Origin of the sequence: Bacillus sp. FDAARGOS_235 (assembly GCF_002073415.2) — a bacterium.
In the GTDB taxonomy this organism is placed as follows: domain Bacteria; phylum Bacillota; class Bacilli; order Bacillales; family Bacillaceae_G; genus Bacillus_A; species Bacillus_A toyonensis.
In genome coordinates, this window is record NZ_CP020437.2 from 2101655 (window position 1) to 2119794 (window position 18140).

Genomic DNA, 18140 nt, shown 5'->3' on the forward strand with positions numbered 1-18140 from the left:
TTCTGATCATTCTTTTCCCATGTCTATTCACATATACTCTTTTCTATAACATGAATGATACGTTAAGATGTAAGCCTATTAGACAATCTTAATTTTTAACATTTTCTTCTTTTCTTAACACATCGGCCATGCTTCTACATTTAATAGTAGTAAAAGACAACTTAAAAAGGAGGGGTTGTATTGAAGAATAAAAAAAATATTGGCTGTTTCGCTCCTTTATCTATCATTTGTCCAGACCCTTGTCCACCGCCCCCTCCTCCAAATCCAAGTTGCGAGCTAGTAACAAATGAATTTGCAGGGAATTTCCTCATAACTAATAGCACCATTCCCTCTGCCAAAGATGCATTACAATCAATGATACTATGGCAAAGTGATGGGATACTCCTTATATCAGGTACTGTCTCGGTTTACAATAGTACTAGCAGCACTGAAGCAATTACAATTCAAATCGTTGGAGCAGTAACTAATATTTTCACTGTGTTTCCTGGCAATACAATATCTTACACAGGTAAAGGTTTAATATCCGTTAGTATTATTAATATACAAAGTAATTCTTCACTATATTTAGAAGGCAAGTACTGTTGCCAATTTACATGTTGCTTATAGAATACCAATTTCATTACTTCCTCAATAAAAAAAACATACCCTTTACGGTATGCTTTTTTATGAAATCGGATAACGTACTGTAATACAAAACTCTCCTTGACTAACAGTTGTTCCTGTCGTAGTAATTCGAATTGTAGTAAAATATCGTATAGTGAAAGTACCGCTACTTTGCGGTTGAACAGTAATCGTATCAACTACTGTAGCACCTACTAAAAAATCAACAGTAATTGGATTTGCGCCTACATCATATTTCACATAACCCGAACCATACACTTCTTGCGTAATATTATTCGTATATACAATTTGAGTACCAGCACCTGTAATAGACCAGTCTGTACATACTTGATCTTGTACAAGCGTTTTATTAGAACAACAAGACAAACTGGAACTTCTCATTCCCATTTTGATCCTCTCCTATTCTGCTATGAAAGTGGATAACGTGTTGTAATACAAAACTCTCCCTGATACGTTCCAGCAGGTGTTGCCGGTAACACAACTTGTATACTATCAAAGCGGCGATACGTAAAAGCAATACTCGTTCCTGGGTTTAATGTTTGTGTATCAATTGTAGCCCCAGCAGAATCAAGTGCTTCTACAGTGATTGGGCCCGGTCCAACATCATATTTCACAAAGCCAGTACCAATTACATTTTGATTAATATTATTTGTATAGAGAACATTATCAATTGCTGTTGCAACTACAGTAGCAGACCACGGACTACACACTTTATCTTGCACATAATTTTTATCTGGACAGCAAGTTAACGCTGACCCTGAGCACTCACAAGACATAGTTGTTTCCCCTCTCTCTTTTATATTCCCTATATGTGTATGTCCTTTAGAGTCTTTTGCCTGTACTATTCATCTATTTTCAAAAATTAATCAAAACTCAATGCTAATAACTAGATAGATTCCGTTTTGTTTCGTTTTTTCATAAATTTATAGATAAAGATACTAGCCACGATAAGAAGAACGCCTCCTAATATCAGTAGCATATATTGTCCAACAATATCCGCTGCTTTTTCCCAATGCGGACCTAATTTCATTCCTACATATATATACAAAGCCGTTAACGGGAACATCGCTACAAATGTATATATGCTAAATTTCCATATGTTCATTTTCGCCATACCACATGGAACGGAAATAAGTGTTCGAACTCCTGGAACGAAGCGTCCAACAAATGCTACAACCGGTCCGTATTTCTCAAAGAAATCATCTGCCTTTTGAATTTGTTCTTCCTTAATGAAGAAGTATTTTCCGTATTTTATTAATAGAGGACGACCACCGTAATAACCGAGTGCATATAACGTTAATGGTCCTGTCGTTCCACCAAGCGTTCCAGCTAATACAGCTAGCCAAAAATTCATATCTCCCTCGTACACCCAATATCCAACCATGGGTAAAACTACTTCTGCTGGAATAAATTCAAACGTTAATGCTAACACAACTCCAAAATAAGAAAACTGCTTTAAAAACTCGATTATATCTAAAATAATTTGCTCCATTCTTTTAACTCCTATCCAATATTTACATTATGCTTTTCTTGTAATTGCACTGGTGCCATTTTTACAATTCGATTCAAAATGAATAACACAATTCCAATATCATCTAAAATACCGATAAACGGCAGGAAGTCTGGAATTAAATCAAGCGGCATCGCCACATAACCAACTAAAAAAGCAACAGATAAAATTTTCTTCTTTATTGAAACCTCTTTTGAAGTGAAAAAGTCAAATAGGAATGGAACAAACTTGCGGACATGAAATACAACTCTTAATCTACTAATAAGTTTTTTCATTTTTTATCTCCTCTCTTTGTATACAAAAAGGCCCCTACCAAATATGGTAAGGGTCCTAAAAAAGACAATAAGGGGCCTGTACCATTGCTGGTAAAGGTCTCACTAACAACGAAACGTTGCCAATAAAGCCGAGGGTTTCTCCCTGTAATGACGACTTTACTGTAATAAGTTACTCCCCTTTATATACACAATTTTATACAATCACATTAAAATATTTTAGAGGGCTTGTCAATACATTTTATGACTCGAACTATCTAGCTTACCCTTGACTAAAAATAAAAAACGTATATGAAATTTCTTACTATCTCATAATAAACATACTTATTTTTTTAAATGAAAGGAGAAATTTCATATGCATACCGTATGGAAAGGTGCACTTTCACTTGGGCTATTAAATATAGGAATCAAACTATATAGTGCCGTAGAAGAAAACGATATAAAGTTTTTAAGTCTCCATAAAGAATGCCTAACACCTATTAAATATAAAAAGTTTGCTCCTGATTGTACGGATGAAGAAATCGATGATAAAGATATTGTAAAAGCCTATGAATATGCACCTCATAAATACATCATTATTGATGAAAAAGAATTAGCTGAGCTGCAAAAAGTTCATGAGCCACGGTCCATTCGTATTATATCTTTTGTCCAAAATAGCGAAATTGATTCTGTTCTCTATGACCGTTCTTATTTTATAGGCCCTACGCCGGGACACGAAAAGTCATATTTATTATTAAAAGAAGCTCTTGAACGTACGAATAAACTTGGTCTAATTCATATTTCTATCAGAAAAAAACAACACTTAGCTATTATCCGTAGCTTTGAAGATGGGCTTATGTTACAAACCATTCATTACCCTAATGAAATTCGCAATATAACAACTACACCTAATTTACCAAGTAACGAAGATCATCCTATTCAAAAACAAGAACTCACCGCGGCAATCAATTTAATTCATCATCTTACAAATCCTTTCGAACAAGAGCTATTTAAAGACGAGTATAAAGAAGCTCTTACCGAATTAATCGAAAACAAAATTGAACAACAGGAAAAAACTGAAACAATCTCCCCAGCTCCAAACATCATCAATATTATGGAGACATTACAGGCAAGTATTGAGCAAGCAAAAATAAAAAGAGATAATAAAAAAGAACAAGAGGCCAACTGAAATCGACCTCTTGTTCTTTAAAGTGGATTACATTTTGGCATCTCAAGTCCAGATGATTGTGCTAACTTTAATAAATAATAACATTCCTCTCTTGCCATATGATCTGCCATTCTCGCTGATAACGCACTTAATATTTCATTCGATAACTCCATCTCTTCAACCTCATGGAGAAAATGCGAAAATAATTTTAACTCAAGTGAAACATCTTTTGTAAACTTCTTTAACGCCGGAAAATGATGAAGCTCTGTCCGTAAATACCCCGTCATCTCAACTGCCTTTAAGTAAAATTGTTCAAAGTGCTTCTCGAATTCTTCGCTTTTCTCTTTCAATCTTTTTTCAACAAGATCTAATCCACCAGAAATAGACCCTGCATGACCAGCTGCATCTGTTAACCAAACGAGATGATAATGTAATTCATGAAAAACAGGCGGAACTTCTCCTTTCTTTAAAAACTCTAACACCGTTATATACTCTTCTACTTCATTTACCATATGATTAATAAAAGTCGGCGTAAAATGAATAGTAATTTTCCCCTCCAACTGTTTCTGTATAATATTTAATTTAAACGTTCGTATCTCCTTAGCAGCTCGCTCTGCCTCTTTTGAGAATGCAATGAGATTGACAGTATGAATTTTATTTAAAAAGCCTGTAAACGTCTCAACAAAATAAGTAGCTTTCTTTATATCTTCCTTCTCCTTTGGAGCTAACGCATCAAGTAAAAATTGCGCATGATCACTAAGTACCTTTAGCCAAAACTTATGCTCAAACAACGCACTTTCTTCGTAATTTCTCCCCATCAAATCGCCTCCCTATGTTTCTTTCTATCACTTGAACTTTATATCCATCTGGGTCTTGTACTACAATACTCTTCTCACTTTTGTTTTCTGTATATGCAATTTTATAAAACACTAACCTCTTCTTTAAGTTCTCTATGTTAGAAATTGAAAACATTAGAACATCAACCGCATCCGTAACACTCTTCTCACGCCCACCCAAACTACGATTCATTACAAAACTAACTCTCATTGAATCAGCATCATACCAAACCCCTGTTATATCTAATTGAGGTCTCTCTGAACTGGGGCTTATTCCTAAAATCCCTTCGTAAAAATACAGCGTTTCCTTTAAGTTCTTTACTTCTAGCACAATGAAATTCTTTACATTCTCCACATTCATTCCCCCTGTACTTATTACTTTTTTATATGTGTCATAAATGCCTGTTATGTCTGAATACAATACGTAGTGATGAAGAGTTAAGGAGGTTTATTCATGAATAAATATATGAGAGCATTCGTGCCATACCATAGCCCTCAAGATCCTTGTCCTCCTATCGGAAAAAAATATTATTCTACTCCTCCTAATTTATTTTTAGGTTTTCAACCGCCAAATTTACCGCAATTCACACCAAAAGAGGCATTACAAAAAGGAACTTTATGGCCTGTTTTTTATGACTATTATGAAAATCCTTATAAAAAAGGGCGGTGACTACTGACGTGACTCAATCGCTACCAGAAGAATATTATCAACTTTTACTGGAGCTTCAAGAACTAGACTTTGTACTAGTTGAACTAACTCTTTATTTAGATACACATCCAGATGACACTGCTGCGATTAATCAATTTAATGACTTCTCCTATAAACGAAGGGTATTAAAACAAAAGATGGAAGAAAAATACGGACCACTTCAGCAGTTTGGAAATAGTTATTCTAACGCTCCATGGGAATGGAGCAAAGGTCCTTGGCCATGGCAAATATGAAGGAGAGAAAATATGTGGATTTATGAGAAGAAATTACAATACCCAGTTAAAGTAAGCACCTGTAATCCAGCCCTTGCCAAATTATTAGTTGAACAGTACGGTGGTGCTGACGGCGAACTAGCTGCTGCCCTTCGTTACTTAAATCAGCGTTATACTATCCCTGACAAAGTCGTTGGCTTGCTAACCGATATCGGCACCGAAGAATTCGCACACCTAGAAATGATCGCTACAATGATTTATAAATTAACAAAAGATGCAACACCGGAACAAATGAAAGCTGCCGGATTAGACGCACAGTACGCTAATCACGATAGCGCTTTATTTTATCATAATGCAGGTGGTGTTCCTTTTACTGCTACTTATATTCAGGCAAAAGGAGACCCCATCGCAGATTTATATGAAGATATTGCCGCTGAAGAAAAAGCGCGCGCAACATATCAATGGCTCATTAACTTATCCGATGATCCAGATATAAATGATAGCTTACGCTTTTTACGTGAACGAGAAATTGTGCATTCACAACGCTTCCGAGAAGCAGTTGAAATTTTAAAAGAAGAACGTGATAAAAAGATTTTCTTTTAACACACATATCGTAACGATATGTGTGTTTTTTTATATGTAAAGTTAAATCCTTCCTAATTAACATATAAATAGTATATTTATTCAATTTAATGCATTATTTTTTAATTTTTATAAAATTCCCTCTTGCTTTCTAGTCATCAGACCTTTAAAATAATAACAGTTACTCGACAAATTATTTGAATTTTCGACAAAAATACTCATTAGGAGGATTTTCTTTATATGCGTACAACTTTAAAACCAGCGCAAATACTTTCGATTAGTTTACTACTATTCGCAGTTTTCTTCGGTGCTGGTAATATGATTTTCCCGCCCCTTCTCGGTCTTTCTTCCGGAGAAAACATGTGGGTTTCCATTACAGGATTTATTATTACAGACGTCGGTTTATCTTTACTAGCTATCGTCGCTGTTGCCCTTGCCGGTGGTAGTTTTAACACTTTAGCAAGCCGTGTTCACCCAAAATTCGCAGCAGTATTCGCTATCATTATTTATCTTTCAATCGGCCCACTATTTGTTATTCCACGAACTGGATCTGTATCTTACGAAATTGGGATTGCACCACTTTTCCCAGATCAATGGTATTCTATGTTGGCTTTTAGCGCTATTTTCTTTACAGTCGTTTACTTCCTATCATTAAATCCATCCAAATTAGTAGATCATATCGGTAAAATATTAACGCCAATTTTACTTGTAATTATTGCAATTATGGCAACAAAAGCAATTCTTTCACCAGGATCATTCACAGAACCTATCGGTGACTATAAAGACATCCCATTTTTCAAAGGATTTCTTGAAGGGTTTTTAACGTTAGATGCAATTGGGGCGCTCGTATTATCAACGATTGTTGTAAATGCAATACGCCAAAACGGTATACAAGATAAAAAATCCATCGCAAAATATACAATTATTTGCGGAAGCATTGCTGCCCTTTTCTTAACAATTGTTTATTTCTTACTCGGTTATATCGGGGCTTCAAACGGAAACTTAGGACAATTTGAAAACGGTGGTCAGCTATTAGCTACGATTATGTATCAATTCTTTGGGACAAGCGGTAATGTTTTATTAAGTATCGCAATTATTTTCGCTTGTTTAACGACTGCAATCGGTGTTGTAAGTGCATTCGCAAACTATTTCGCAACAGTGTTAACGAATGTTTCATACAAGAAACTGGTATTATACGTTTGTATATTTAGCTTCATCATTTCAAACCTAGGCTTAAGCTTATTAATTAAAATTACATTACCTGTATTAATTATTTTATATCCAATTACAATCATTTTAATTTTCGTATCATTTATTGATAAATATACGAAACGTAAACCTTCTGTCTATATCGGAGCAATGATCGCTGCATTCCTTATTAGCTGTATTCATGCACTTGATAATGTGGAAATGATTCCAAACTTTATCGCTAATATCGTACACACAATTCCTTTTTATAACTTAGGGATCGGCTGGATTGTTCCGGCAATTATCGGTGGTATAATCGGATACTTTATTCCGCAAACAGAAGCTGAAGGTGAAGTTTCTACGAAATAAAAAAAGAAGCAAGCATTGATTATGCTTGCTTCTTCTTTATTTTCACATCGTATGTTTAAAAGTAAATAACTCTTCTTTTGACTGCACAACAGATTGTTCTTCTTCTACAACTGGCTTCTTTATCTCTCCGCCTAACCTTACTTTTGACATCGCCTCTTCTATACTTTTTACAATCATATTTCCTGAAAAAATAGTAAGCCCGAAAAATGTAATTGGGACGAGAGGAATCCACGGATGCACTGTTAATGATCTAAAATAGACTCCTATTAACCCTGACCATTCATGTGTGTAAGAGTCTATTTCTTTTATCCCTATCGGTCCACCAAACTGGACTGTCCCTCCAAAAAACACCTCAAGTAACCCTAAATGAAGTAAAATGGTCAAGGTTTGAGTAAACTGTTGAAGAAATACAAGTATAAACGTCATATAGAGATGCGGAAAAAGATGCCTTATAACAATGTGCCTTCTCGATCCACCTAATATGCGCGCGGCATCAACAAATTCTTCTGTTTGTAATTTACGAACTTCCTTCGCAACATACAGTGCAATAACTGGCATCACAAGCATTACAAGTAATACAACTTGAAACGAAGCCCTTTCAAAAAAAGTTGTTGTTTCCTCTCCACTTCCAAATATATTCACAGCTTGAAGAAAGAAATACGCAATCATAACTGTCGGAATAACTGTGAAACTATCAAAAAAAGCCTCAATCTTTGAAAAGCCTCTTTTTATATATGTTCCGAGTATAACACCGAAAAACACACCTATTACCATTCTAAGTGCCGCAATTAAAATAGATATACCAATCGTCCACTTCGCGCCTTCAATGACTAAATGTAAAAGGTCATATCCTTTCAAATCTGTCCCGAGTAAAAATTGTAGTGAAGGTGAAAACGGTGGCACTTCTGGATTTCCATCCGCATCATATTGCAGTGTAACTTTTTTAATCTGTCCATCATTCCATATCGTATTTCCGATGCTCAAAAGAACTAATAGGAGAAGAAACCCAATGCTTATCCAAAATCTTTTATCGCGTTTTATATACGTCCACATATTATAATCTCTCCTTCATCGCAGCTGGAATGAGATAATGAAACAATTTAAATATAATAAAAATCGGAATATAAATAAGCAGCACACTAACGATGAAAACCTCAATCCTAATACCCTCATACGATTTCAAAAACATAAAAATACCACTCGTATTAAAAATCCATTCTATAATATATAAATTAGATAGCATAAAAAAAACATTCGTTTTCGCAAAGAAAAGTGTACTAAGCAACACATTTCGTAAAATATGACGATTTAAAATATGAAAGCGATTCAGCCCTTTCGCTTTAGCAAATAGTACATAATCTTTTTCTAGCTCATTTTCAAAACGAAGCACTAACATTTTTACAAACATAATCGTTGTCGGTATACTCAAACATAATATTGGCAATCCTCTAATCGACTCGCCTCCAATTGACGCAATTTGAAAAGGTAAAAAACCTGTTTGTTTAAAAAACCATATAACTAAAATTTGTGATACTAAAATAAGAAGAATGTCTGGAATGGATTCTAGGAAGATAAGAAATGATTTAATTCGATGTTGTATACGCGGTGAACTACTCATAATCATATAAACGATACAAAATGCTACAAATAATGAAATGAAAAAAGCGGCCAAAAAAATAACAATCGTTTCTTTATAATGGATAAACAACTGTGGGAATAAAAATTTATCTCTCACATATTGCAAATTGGAGAGATCCATTAAGTTCAAAAATACTTCTTTTAAACTCTTTATGTACTCTGATACATGCAGCTCAAATCCATAAAATAATTTCGGCAGTGCTCCTAAACAAATAATCCCCAAAATCGAAATAATAAATTGAATCGTCATTTCCATCCCATTCAAAAATACTTTTTTGACCATTTTTCCCCTTCTCTCTCTATGATTTACCCTTTAATTTTATTCTTAATTTTCTGAATTGTAAATATTCAAACGCAAAAAATCACTAGGTTATGATCCTAGTGATTCTTTATGTACATGTTTTTCTCTTTTCGCAAACGGCATATACACAATAAAACATCCAATAAGCGCTGCGAGTTCTAATGAAATAATGTAGTAAGGATGCGGTCCTAACATATCGAGTAATGAGGCAGTTTCTGGCTTATGAGCTAAAAACATATAATTTCCACCCGTTTTGTAATTCACAAACGAAACAATTGGAATCAATATGTTTAAAAATATCATTGTGCGTTTAATAGATTGTACTGTCGGACGATACCCTTCTACCCAGGTCATAAAGAGCGGTGCCCAAATGAGCAATACATGCGCAATGAAATATTCAATGAAACGAAAATGCGGAAAAGCATACTGCAAGTTTGGCGTTAAAATGGCTTGTGATGCACCGATAATTCCTGTGAAAAACACAATCTCATATATGCGATAACTTTTCGTTACAATCATAATTGACGCTAATAATAAACTAATCGTACATAACTCAAATGGTAATGAAGTGCCTAGGTCAAAAATCCCGGCTTTCCATTCCCACATATGAAGCCCAATTTCACTTCCTATAAATAGAAATGCAATCGCATATCTAACCGTTATATTCCACTCAATTTGACGTAATACATCTTGGTATTGATATAGAAAAACGATCCCCACCAACATAATAAATAATATAATGGCATGTTGCCTTGAGTATGGAATAAATAGCTTTAATGGATGCGCACTAAAATAAGTTTCCATCTTCCTTCCTCCTCTCCTTCCTACAATATTATTGTAGGAAAGAAACAACGAGTCAATTCATTTGCTTAAGCTAGGACAACCTCTACCTTACATTTACATATTCATACCTTACAAAACTGTAAGGTTATTGTAAGCTAAAACGATTTGTCAGATTCTTCACCTCTTCTATACTTAATGTAGATACTAAAACGAACGAAAAGGTGATAAATAGATGAAGAAGAAAAATAAAGTGTTAATTACTAGTGTAGTAGCAATCGGAATTGCAGCTGGATCATACTTTGCATTTGCTGGTGGTGGTTCAGATGTTGCAATGGCATATAGCAGTTATAAAGTAACAGAAAAACAAATCGAAAACGCGCAAAAATTTGGCGGTGAAGTTATTCCAAACGGAATTGAAACTATTTCATTTGATCCAACAAAAGGCACGTATGAATTAGCGGTTAAAAAAGGCGATGAAGTGAAAAAAGGGCAACTTCTGTTTAAATATAATGACCCCACTGCTAAACAAGGTGTAACGGAAGCAGAAATGCAAAAGAAAATCGCACAAAAAGAAGTAACATTGTTCCAAAAACAAATCGATGCAGCGAAACAAAAATTACAAAAAGATAAAAATGCAGGTCTTCCTCAGGAAGCATTAAAAGCATCGGAAGTCGAAGTGCAACAATTAGAATCACAACTTGAAATGAAAAAGTTTGAAGTTGAAAAATCTGATGAAATGATTAAAGCAGCAAAAGAGAAAGTAAACACTCTTTCTGTAACAAGTCCTGTTGATGGTGTAATTGATGATATCGTGAAAACTGCTGATGAAAAAACAGGTATGAGTGGCATTACTCTTCGTCATGCTGGTCAATTTAAAGTAAAAGGTCAACTTTCTGAATATGAGCTTGCTAGTATGAAAGTTGGGCAAGAAGTAACTGTTTCATCAAAAACGGTCGCTGGTAAGACTTGGACAGGAAAAGTAACGGAAATTGGTTCTACACCATTAAAGAGTATAGACGAAAATAAAACTGTTTCTAACTATCAATTCACTGTCACATTAGATAATAGTGAAGAATTACAAAACGGCTTCCACGTTTATGTAACAAGTAAATCTGGCGAAGCAACTGGTACAATTGTTCCGAAAAGCAGCATCGTGAAAAAAGGTGACAAAAATGTTGTCTTCGTTGTAAAAGATGGTAAAGCGAAAGAACAAGCGATTACTGTCGAATTCGAGACAGATAGCGAAGCAAAAGTTTCTGGAGTGAAAAAAGGAGAACAAATTATCTCTAAACCTGAAAAAGACTTAAAAGATGGTATGGAGGTTGTCGCCCAGTGATTAACTTAAAAGGCATCACGAAATCCTTCCAAAATGGTGCAGAGTCCGTTCAAATATTACACGGAATTGACGTAACACTAAACCAAGGAGAATTCACTTCTATAATGGGACCTTCTGGTTCTGGTAAATCAACTTTAATGAACATTATCGGTTGCTTAGATAAACCAACGACAGGTGCGTATGAATTAGCGGGACAAAATATTTCAAACATGTCTGAAACCGAACTTGCACGCGTTCGTAATAAAGAGATCGGGTTCGTATTTCAAAACTTCATGTTATTACCAAGACTTACAGCACTTCAAAATGTAGAACTACCTCTTATTTACGCTGGAGTCGATAAAAAAGAAAGACGTGAACGCTCATTAGCCGCTTTAACAAAAGTTGGTTTAGCAGATCGAGCTACTCACTTACCGAACGAATTATCCGGTGGTCAAAAGCAGCGTGTTGCCGTTGCCCGTGCAATTGTAAATAACCCAAAATTCATTTTAGCTGATGAACCAACGGGTGCACTTGATACGAAAACGAGTACACAAATTATGGACCTCTTTTACGAATTAAACAAACAAGGCTCAACAATTATTATGATTACCCATGATCGTGAAATCGGGGAAGCTGCAGCACGTCAAATTGTAATTCGTGACGGAAATATCGTCCAAGATTGGAGAGGTTAATTTTGAACACGAGTGAAAATATACGCATGGCCCTTTCCTCTATCTTTGCTCATAAAATGCGTTCTATATTAACAATGCTAGGTATTATTATTGGTATTAGCGCCATTATTACTATCATTTCAATGGGTGATGGTACAAATGCAAAGTTTAAAAAAGAATTAGGCCAAGGAAAAGATACAGAAGTAACGATTTACTACAACAACCCTGATTACGGAACTGATAGTGCCAAAATTACAGCTGATATGTTAAAACGTCTTCAAACTGTGCCAGGCGTTAAAGATGTTTATCCAGATGTAAGTATGAAAGTAAAAGCATCTTCTGGTTCAAAAGATGTCTCTCTTGATTTAAGAGGTGGAACAGGCGCCTTCATGACAGATGCGAAAATAAAATTAGTTCACGGTCGTGAATTAAATGATAGTGAATTAAAGCAAGCGATTCCTGCTGTTATTTTAAATGAAGAAGCTTTCAATAAATTATTTAACGGCTGGGAATCAAATTTATACACTGACATAAAAGGAAAGCCATATAAAGTAGTCGGTGTGTATGAAACGAAAAATGATTTCGGAATGGCTATGTCAGAAGGTTATACATCACTTGAAAACGCTCCTGTAATCTCAGGAGTAACTGAGTATGACTCTGTAAGATTAATATTAACTTCACCAGCAGAACGTAAAAGTGTAGAAAAACAAGCCGCTTCTGTTTTAAACGATATGAAAGCTCCTAAATTTGAGCATAAATTTGAAGCTCAAGATATGGGTGAATTTACGAAGCAACTAGATGAATCAATCGGTATGATGAAAATGGTATTCGGTGGTATCGCTGCTATTTCATTACTTGTTGGTGGTATCGGTGTAATGAACATCATGCTTGTATCTGTAACAGAACGTACACGTGAGATTGGTATTCGTAAAGCACTTGGTGCAACACGCGGTAAAGTATTAACGCAATTCTTAATCGAATCTTGTATTTTAACAGGACTAGGTGGTTTTATCGGATTCATGCTCGGTATTTTCTTCGCTTGGATCGTCTCAATCTTTGCCGGATGGCCACTTGTTATCTCAAAAGAACTTGGACTTCTTTCAGTAGGTATTTCAATGCTAATCGGTATTGCATTCGGACTACTACCAGCTAACAAAGCTGCAAAACTTGATCCAATTGAATGTTTACGATATGAGTAAATAAAAAACGTAGGAGTGTACACTCCTACGTTTTTTATTTACCTATCAAATTGTGTTTCTTCTATTATATATGTTTCACGTTACAACTATCTTTCTAATACTCTTCATTCTTTATAGATACTCGGGCTATTATCGAATCCTATTATTGCAAAAATAATATGTAATAGACAAAATACAAGGCGTAATTTTTTCCATGCATCGACTTATTTTGTAACAATTCTATCGATATTTCATTAAATTTCACCTCATTTATATATTTCCACAGTCAAAAATATTATTATTTTATAACTAAATTTTCGTTTCGACAGTAAAACACACCATTTTTGTAATACTGCAGAAAACAATTAGAAACATTTCTGTAATATTATTAACGTTATAGAAATTGAAATACCACTCATTTTATGTTTCACACGCTCTAATCCTCCAAAAAACAATAAGGAAGCGCTATCAGGTTATTTATGGAATTATTACAGAATATTAATGCCCCGTTACGAAAGCTTTGTAATTTTATGTTTTTCGCAAATAAGAAAATAATGGTTGCTATAATGAGGTCAACGAAAACAAATGCAATGGAGGCTATTATGAAAAAATTTATGGGTATAGCAACAGCAGCGGTTTTTGGTCTTGGGATTTTCACAACATCTGCTAAAGCAGAAACAATCGTAACGACTGACGTACTAAACGTACGAGAAAACCCAACTACTGAATCAAAAGTTGTAGGAAAATTATTAGATGGATATAAAGTAAATGTTTTACATACAGAAAACGGATGGTCAAAAGTTAAATTGAATAGCGGTAAAGAAGCTTTCATAAGCGCTGACTATACGAAAGATACTTACTACGTAACAGCAAACGTATTAAACGTACGTGCTGGAGCAAACACAGACTCAGAAATTCTTGGTAAGTTGAAACAAGATGATGTAATCGAAACAACACACGAAGTGCAAAATGACTGGATTCAATTTGAATATAACGGAAAAACAGCTTATGTTCATGTTCCATACTTAACAGGTAAAGCACCAGTTAAAGTTCAACCAGCAGTTAAAGTTGAAAAAGCAATTAAAGTTCAAGACACAGCTAAAGTTCGTGAAGCAGTTAAAGCTGGTGAAGTAGCTGAAACTCAAGCAAAAGCTAAAGCAGAGGAAGCAACTAAAGCTCGTGAAGTTGCTGAAGCTCAAGCAGAAGTTAAAGCTCAGGAAGCAGCTAAAGCTCGTGAAGAAGCTAAGGCTCAGGCAGAAGCTAAAGCTCAGGCAGATGCTGAAGCTAAAGCAGAGGAAGCAGCTAAAGCTCGTGAAGAAGCTAAAGCTCAGGCAGCAGCTGAAGTTCAAGCAGCGGCTAAGGCTCAAGAAGCAGCTAAAGCTCGTGAAGCGGCTAAAGCTCAAGCAGATGCTGAAGCTCGTGAAGCAGCTAAGGCTCAGGAAGCAGCTGAAGCTCGTGAAACGGCTAAGGCTCAAGCAGAAGCTAAAGCTCAAAAACCAGCCACACAAAAACCTGTTGCAAAAGAAACTGAAACAAGCACACCATCATCTTCTCGTGAGTTAAGAGTTGTAGCAACAGCTTACACAGCAGATCCACTTGAAAATGGTTATAAAGCAGGCGACCAAGTAAAATCAGCTTTAGGTCACAACTTAACAGCAAATCCAAACATGAAACTAATTGCAGTTGATCCAAGTGTCATTCCATTAGGTTCAAAAGTATGGGTTGAAGGTTACGGAGTAGCAATCGCTGGTGATACTGGTGGAGCTATTAAAGGAAATAAAATCGACGTTTTAATGCCAGATAAAGGCACTTCAAGTAACTGGGGACGTAAAACAGTTACAGTGAAAATTTTAAACTAATTACTATAAAAAAAGAGTCAGTCTCATTGTTGAGGCTGACTCTTTTTTTTACTCTATTAAACTACTGAAAAATGTCACAGTAAATGAAATTATATCAACGATTTTTCAAATATATCTATCGTAACCTACAATATATCAACGATTTTTCGAATATATCTATCGTAACTTATAATATATCAACGATTCGACAAGAAATATCGATTTATCGACAAATTTTTACATTAAAAGCGCTTTACTATTAAAAAGGCGTTCCAAAATTTAGAACGCCCCCTATCTTCCCTATTCCACACAAGTAAACTGCGTCCAAGCTCCTACATAATCTAGTAAGAATAACTCTTCTTCTGCAATTGTACCGACAATGTTTTTCCGTTCATCTATCGGCATTTCTTTCAAGATGATTTGCAGTTCACCTTTATACTTTCCGAATGAGTTATTACCAATTACAACTTGCCCTCTTTCCTGTAGCACACTTTCGCGCACCGGGAAGTCATAGTCTTTGTACTTTTTACGCACTTCTGTAGAACGTACCATATATTCTGTTATGTCGCCGCGTCTTACGTGTAATTCTTGCAGCGTCGCTTTCTTCTCTACTTCCGTTGCTTCGTCTACAAAGTGTACCTTTAGCTGTAACATGTAACGATTTAAGTTTCCTAATTTCTCTAACTCTTCTTCACTCGCATAAGCATTTCCGATAATGACATCATCAATTAGCCCTGTTGCCCATAAATGCTTCGCTTGTACTTCAATTGGTAAATTACGATGCTCTTCTAACGTACATAAACCGTCGTTAATATCCCATGGACCGATGTTTGCGGCATTTGATGTAATAAAGGCTGCACTGCGAATACCGTGCTTTTTAAAACGTTCACTACATCGAATGAAATAATCGTACGGAAGACCAGTAAACTTTTGTGGATAAAAATTATGGCAACCGATTAAAGCTGATTTATTCGCTTGATGCGAAAGAATATTTTCTAAGTACGCAATATCGTTACTTACATTTAACTCAATTTTTAAACCGTACGGATTATTCGTCATTTTCGCTTCCGTTAATCCGTCAAAACCTACATCTAAACGAATACCGTCTGCGCCTAATTCTGCGAAAAATAATAGATTGCTATAACTAATACCAAGCTGATCAAACACAGCTGGAGCTACATCTAAAATAACTTCCATATTGTTATCTTTTGCGTGATTAATAATCTCTTTAAATTCAGCTACAATTTCTTCTTTTGGACGATTCACAGATAACAAACAAGTAAATATTCTTGAAAAACCGTGTCGTGCCGCTGCGGAAATATAAGCCATATCTTTTTCTTTCGTTGAATGCTCTGGATAAAGTGAAATTCCTAATTTACGCTCCATGCTTTTGCATCTCCTTCACACGTTGTATTAATGCCATGCTCGTAAATCTATATTTTGCAGATAAACATGTTGCACATAAAATTGTCGGTACAATAATTACGTACGGTGAGTGTAGACCTAAAATTACATATGCACCCATTGAACAACCGATAAACAAAACTGATACGAGTAGTAAAACTAATAAAGATTTACTTTGTACCCATTTCGAATAATGAGCAATGCATTGTCCGATCACAAATGTAATTAAGATGATAATTGCTCCGAGCATTCTGTTTTCTCCTCTCCTGCTATTTGTTGTTTCTCATACATTTTGAAGAATGGATAGTAAATAATAAATGAGATTACAAAGTTAATAATTACAAGTACGCCAGCCATAATTGTCCAGTCCGTACTAATCACTGCTGCAATTGGCGCTAACATCGTAAATGGCAACTTCGCCATCATAAGTGGAATCATACCTGAAACAACTGCGAAATATGATACCGTCGTTGTAACTAACGGTGTAATAACGAACGGAATAATTAAGATTGGGTTCATTACAATCGGTGCCCCGAAAATAATTGGCTCGTTAATATTGAATAAACCTGGCACGAATGATAATCTACCTAACTCTTTTAAGAACTTAGATTTAGAGAACATAAACATAATGACTAAAGCTAACGTTGAACCCGACCCACCAATCCATACGAACCATTGAATAAATTGCTCTGTAAATAAGTTTGGTAACTGATGTGCATTTCCTGTAGCCGTGAACACTTCCATATTTTCAAGAATTGCTGAATCCCACATCGGACGAATGATTGGTCCTAAAATCGCTGGGCCATGAATACCGAATGACCAGAAGAACACGATTAAAAATACTGTTAATAGACCGCCGAATAAATTGTTTCCTACTAATACTGACTTTAATGGTGCAATTAAATATGTGATTGTTGTATTTACATCAAATTTTAAACCGTAACGAATACCCCAGAATAAAAGAATAACAACTAAAGTTGGAATTAATGCTGCAAACGAGTTTGCAACTGCTGGTGGTACACTTTCTGGTAATTTAATCGAAATATTATGCTTAATCATAAAATGATAAATTTCTACTGCAATTAATGCAGTAACAATTGCGCCGAATAAAGACGTGGCACTTAATGTTCCTACTGAAATGTATCTACCCGCATCAATAACACCTGGTACAGCTTTCGTAATTTGAATTGGTTCAACTGATGCTAATAAAAAGGCGAGTACAGAGAGTAACCCTGCGCTTAATTGATTGAGCTGATAAAAATTAGCGAGCGAAGCCCCTACCCCAAAAGCTGCGTATAATGCCATTAAGCCTACTGTAAATCGGAATGGAATATCTAAAATATGACGAAACGGTGCAATCCACTCCATATATGCATCAATTGGTAAGTTTAAAAAGATAACGAAAAATGATCCGACGATCGTTAATGGTAATGTAGAAATAACCCCGTTTCGAATTGCTAATAAATGTCGCTGTCCTGCAATCTTTTGCGTTGTTGGCATAATCTTCTGTTCCATAAAACTCATAAACCCATTCATCAATAGCCCTCCCTTTGTTCAATATAACCA

Annotated in this window: 22 protein-coding genes; 10 read left to right on the forward strand and 12 right to left on the reverse strand. The window is 35.3% G+C overall.

The window, feature by feature from the left end; translation table 11 throughout:
• Positions 1-180: 180 nt before the first annotated feature.
• Positions 181-606: an S-Ena type endospore appendage gene (locus A6J74_RS12695; RefSeq protein ID WP_000791321.1), complete on the forward strand. Its 426-nt coding sequence runs from the start codon at positions 181-183 to the stop codon at positions 604-606.
• A gap of 57 nt (positions 607-663) precedes the next feature.
• Here A6J74_RS12695 and A6J74_RS12700 read toward each other — a convergent pair whose 3' ends face one another.
• The 4 genes from A6J74_RS12700 to A6J74_RS12715 all read right to left on the reverse strand — a co-directional run bounded on the left by A6J74_RS12700 (position 664) and on the right by A6J74_RS12715 (position 2406).
• A complete protein-coding gene (locus A6J74_RS12700; RefSeq protein ID WP_000525817.1) occupies positions 664-1008 on the reverse strand; it encodes a DUF3992 domain-containing protein in 345 nt (114 codons plus the stop codon).
• A 20-nt stretch (positions 1009-1028) separates the two neighbouring features.
• Entirely contained in the window at positions 1029-1397 is a 369-nt protein-coding gene (locus A6J74_RS12705) for a DUF3992 domain-containing protein (RefSeq protein ID WP_001277536.1), read from the reverse strand.
• A gap of 110 nt (positions 1398-1507) precedes the next feature.
• Positions 1508-2113 (reverse strand): DedA family protein, encoded by a 606-nt coding sequence (locus tag A6J74_RS12710; RefSeq protein ID WP_000435004.1) that lies wholly within the window; start codon positions 2111-2113, stop codon positions 1508-1510.
• A gap of 11 nt (positions 2114-2124) precedes the next feature.
• Positions 2125-2406: a YkvA family protein gene (locus tag A6J74_RS12715; RefSeq protein WP_000733839.1), complete on the reverse strand. Its 282-nt coding sequence runs from the start codon at positions 2404-2406 to the stop codon at positions 2125-2127.
• 352 nt (positions 2407-2758) lie between these two features.
• On the opposite strand from A6J74_RS12715, the gene ku reads away from it, so the two are divergent.
• A complete protein-coding gene (gene ku / locus A6J74_RS12720) occupies positions 2759-3571 on the forward strand; it encodes a non-homologous end joining protein Ku (RefSeq protein ID WP_000557727.1) in 813 nt (270 codons plus the stop codon).
• 17 nt (positions 3572-3588) lie between these two features.
• Here ku and A6J74_RS12725 read toward each other — a convergent pair whose 3' ends face one another.
• Both A6J74_RS12725 and A6J74_RS12730 read right to left on the reverse strand, forming a co-directional pair.
• Positions 3589-4368 carry a DUF2935 domain-containing protein gene (locus tag A6J74_RS12725; protein ID WP_000533385.1) on the reverse strand — a complete coding sequence of 260 codons (780 nt, stop codon included), beginning with the start codon at positions 4366-4368 and terminating at the stop codon, positions 3589-3591.
• A complete protein-coding gene (locus tag A6J74_RS12730) occupies positions 4334-4747 on the reverse strand; it encodes a VOC family protein (protein WP_080025437.1) in 414 nt (137 codons plus the stop codon). Before A6J74_RS12730 ends, A6J74_RS12725 begins: the two co-directional genes overlap by 35 nt.
• Before the next feature lie 93 nt (positions 4748-4840).
• Here A6J74_RS12730 and A6J74_RS12735 point away from each other — a divergent pair, with 93 nt between their 5' ends.
• The 4 genes from A6J74_RS12735 (at position 4841) to brnQ2 (ending at position 7446) form a co-directional block, all read left to right on the forward strand.
• Positions 4841-5056: a spore coat associated protein CotJA gene (locus A6J74_RS12735; RefSeq protein WP_080609517.1), complete on the forward strand. Its 216-nt coding sequence runs from the start codon at positions 4841-4843 to the stop codon at positions 5054-5056.
• Positions 5057-5064: 8 nt separating this feature from the next.
• On the forward strand, positions 5065-5328 hold the full coding sequence (locus A6J74_RS12740) for a spore coat protein CotJB (protein ID WP_000194492.1): 264 nt from the start codon (positions 5065-5067) through the stop codon (positions 5326-5328).
• Between the two features lie 12 nt (positions 5329-5340).
• Entirely contained in the window at positions 5341-5910 is a 570-nt protein-coding gene (gene cotJC, locus A6J74_RS12745) for a spore coat protein CotJC (protein WP_000265285.1), read from the forward strand.
• Positions 5911-6129: 219 nt separating this feature from the next.
• The gene (brnQ2, locus tag A6J74_RS12750) at positions 6130-7446 is read left to right on the forward strand and encodes a branched-chain amino acid transport system II carrier protein BrnQ2 (RefSeq protein WP_001260922.1); all 1317 of its coding nucleotides are present in this window, start codon (positions 6130-6132) and stop codon (positions 7444-7446) included.
• A 42-nt stretch (positions 7447-7488) separates the two neighbouring features.
• Here the strand turns inward: brnQ2 and A6J74_RS12755 are convergent, their stop codons facing one another.
• From A6J74_RS12755 to A6J74_RS12765, 3 genes are all read right to left on the reverse strand, one after another.
• Entirely contained in the window at positions 7489-8499 is a 1011-nt protein-coding gene (locus A6J74_RS12755; protein WP_000269941.1) for an ABC transporter permease, read from the reverse strand.
• Between the two features lies 1 nt (position 8500).
• A complete protein-coding gene (locus A6J74_RS12760; protein ID WP_000239651.1) occupies positions 8501-9367 on the reverse strand; it encodes an ABC transporter permease subunit in 867 nt (288 codons plus the stop codon).
• 87 nt (positions 9368-9454) lie between these two features.
• A complete protein-coding gene (locus A6J74_RS12765; protein ID WP_000451310.1) occupies positions 9455-10189 on the reverse strand; it encodes a YwaF family protein in 735 nt (244 codons plus the stop codon).
• Positions 10190-10400: 211 nt separating this feature from the next.
• Between A6J74_RS12765 and A6J74_RS12770 the strand changes: the two genes are divergently transcribed.
• From A6J74_RS12770 to entC, 4 genes are all read left to right on the forward strand, one after another.
• Positions 10401-11504: an efflux RND transporter periplasmic adaptor subunit gene (locus A6J74_RS12770; RefSeq protein WP_000728809.1), complete on the forward strand. Its 1104-nt coding sequence runs from the start codon at positions 10401-10403 to the stop codon at positions 11502-11504.
• On the forward strand, positions 11501-12175 hold the full coding sequence (locus tag A6J74_RS12775) for an ABC transporter ATP-binding protein (protein WP_000609098.1): 675 nt from the start codon (positions 11501-11503) through the stop codon (positions 12173-12175). The genes A6J74_RS12770 and A6J74_RS12775 overlap by 4 nt, the downstream gene beginning before the upstream one ends.
• A 26-nt stretch (positions 12176-12201) precedes the next feature.
• A complete protein-coding gene (locus tag A6J74_RS12780) occupies positions 12202-13353 on the forward strand; it encodes an ABC transporter permease (protein WP_002038017.1) in 1152 nt (383 codons plus the stop codon).
• Between the two features lie 458 nt (positions 13354-13811).
• On the forward strand, positions 13812-15191 hold the full coding sequence (gene entC, locus A6J74_RS12785; protein ID WP_000421954.1) for a cell wall-binding protein EntC: 1380 nt from the start codon (positions 13812-13814) through the stop codon (positions 15189-15191).
• Positions 15192-15470: 279 nt separating this feature from the next.
• Here entC and A6J74_RS12790 read toward each other — a convergent pair whose 3' ends face one another.
• Genes A6J74_RS12790 through A6J74_RS12800 form a run of 3 tightly spaced genes read right to left on the reverse strand, consistent with a single transcriptional unit; the run spans position 15471 to position 18110 of the window.
• The gene (locus tag A6J74_RS12790) at positions 15471-16556 is read right to left on the reverse strand and encodes a DUF871 domain-containing protein (RefSeq protein WP_000440064.1); all 1086 of its coding nucleotides are present in this window, start codon (positions 16554-16556) and stop codon (positions 15471-15473) included.
• Complete coding sequence (locus A6J74_RS12795) at positions 16546-16824, reverse strand: hypothetical protein (RefSeq protein ID WP_000900038.1); 279 nt, start codon at positions 16822-16824, stop codon at positions 16546-16548. The genes A6J74_RS12790 and A6J74_RS12795 overlap by 11 nt, the downstream gene beginning before the upstream one ends.
• The gene (locus A6J74_RS12800) at positions 16800-18110 is read right to left on the reverse strand and encodes a PTS sugar transporter subunit IIC (protein WP_001013063.1); all 1311 of its coding nucleotides are present in this window, start codon (positions 18108-18110) and stop codon (positions 16800-16802) included. The genes A6J74_RS12795 and A6J74_RS12800 overlap by 25 nt, the downstream gene beginning before the upstream one ends.
• Positions 18111-18140 lie beyond the last annotated feature (30 nt).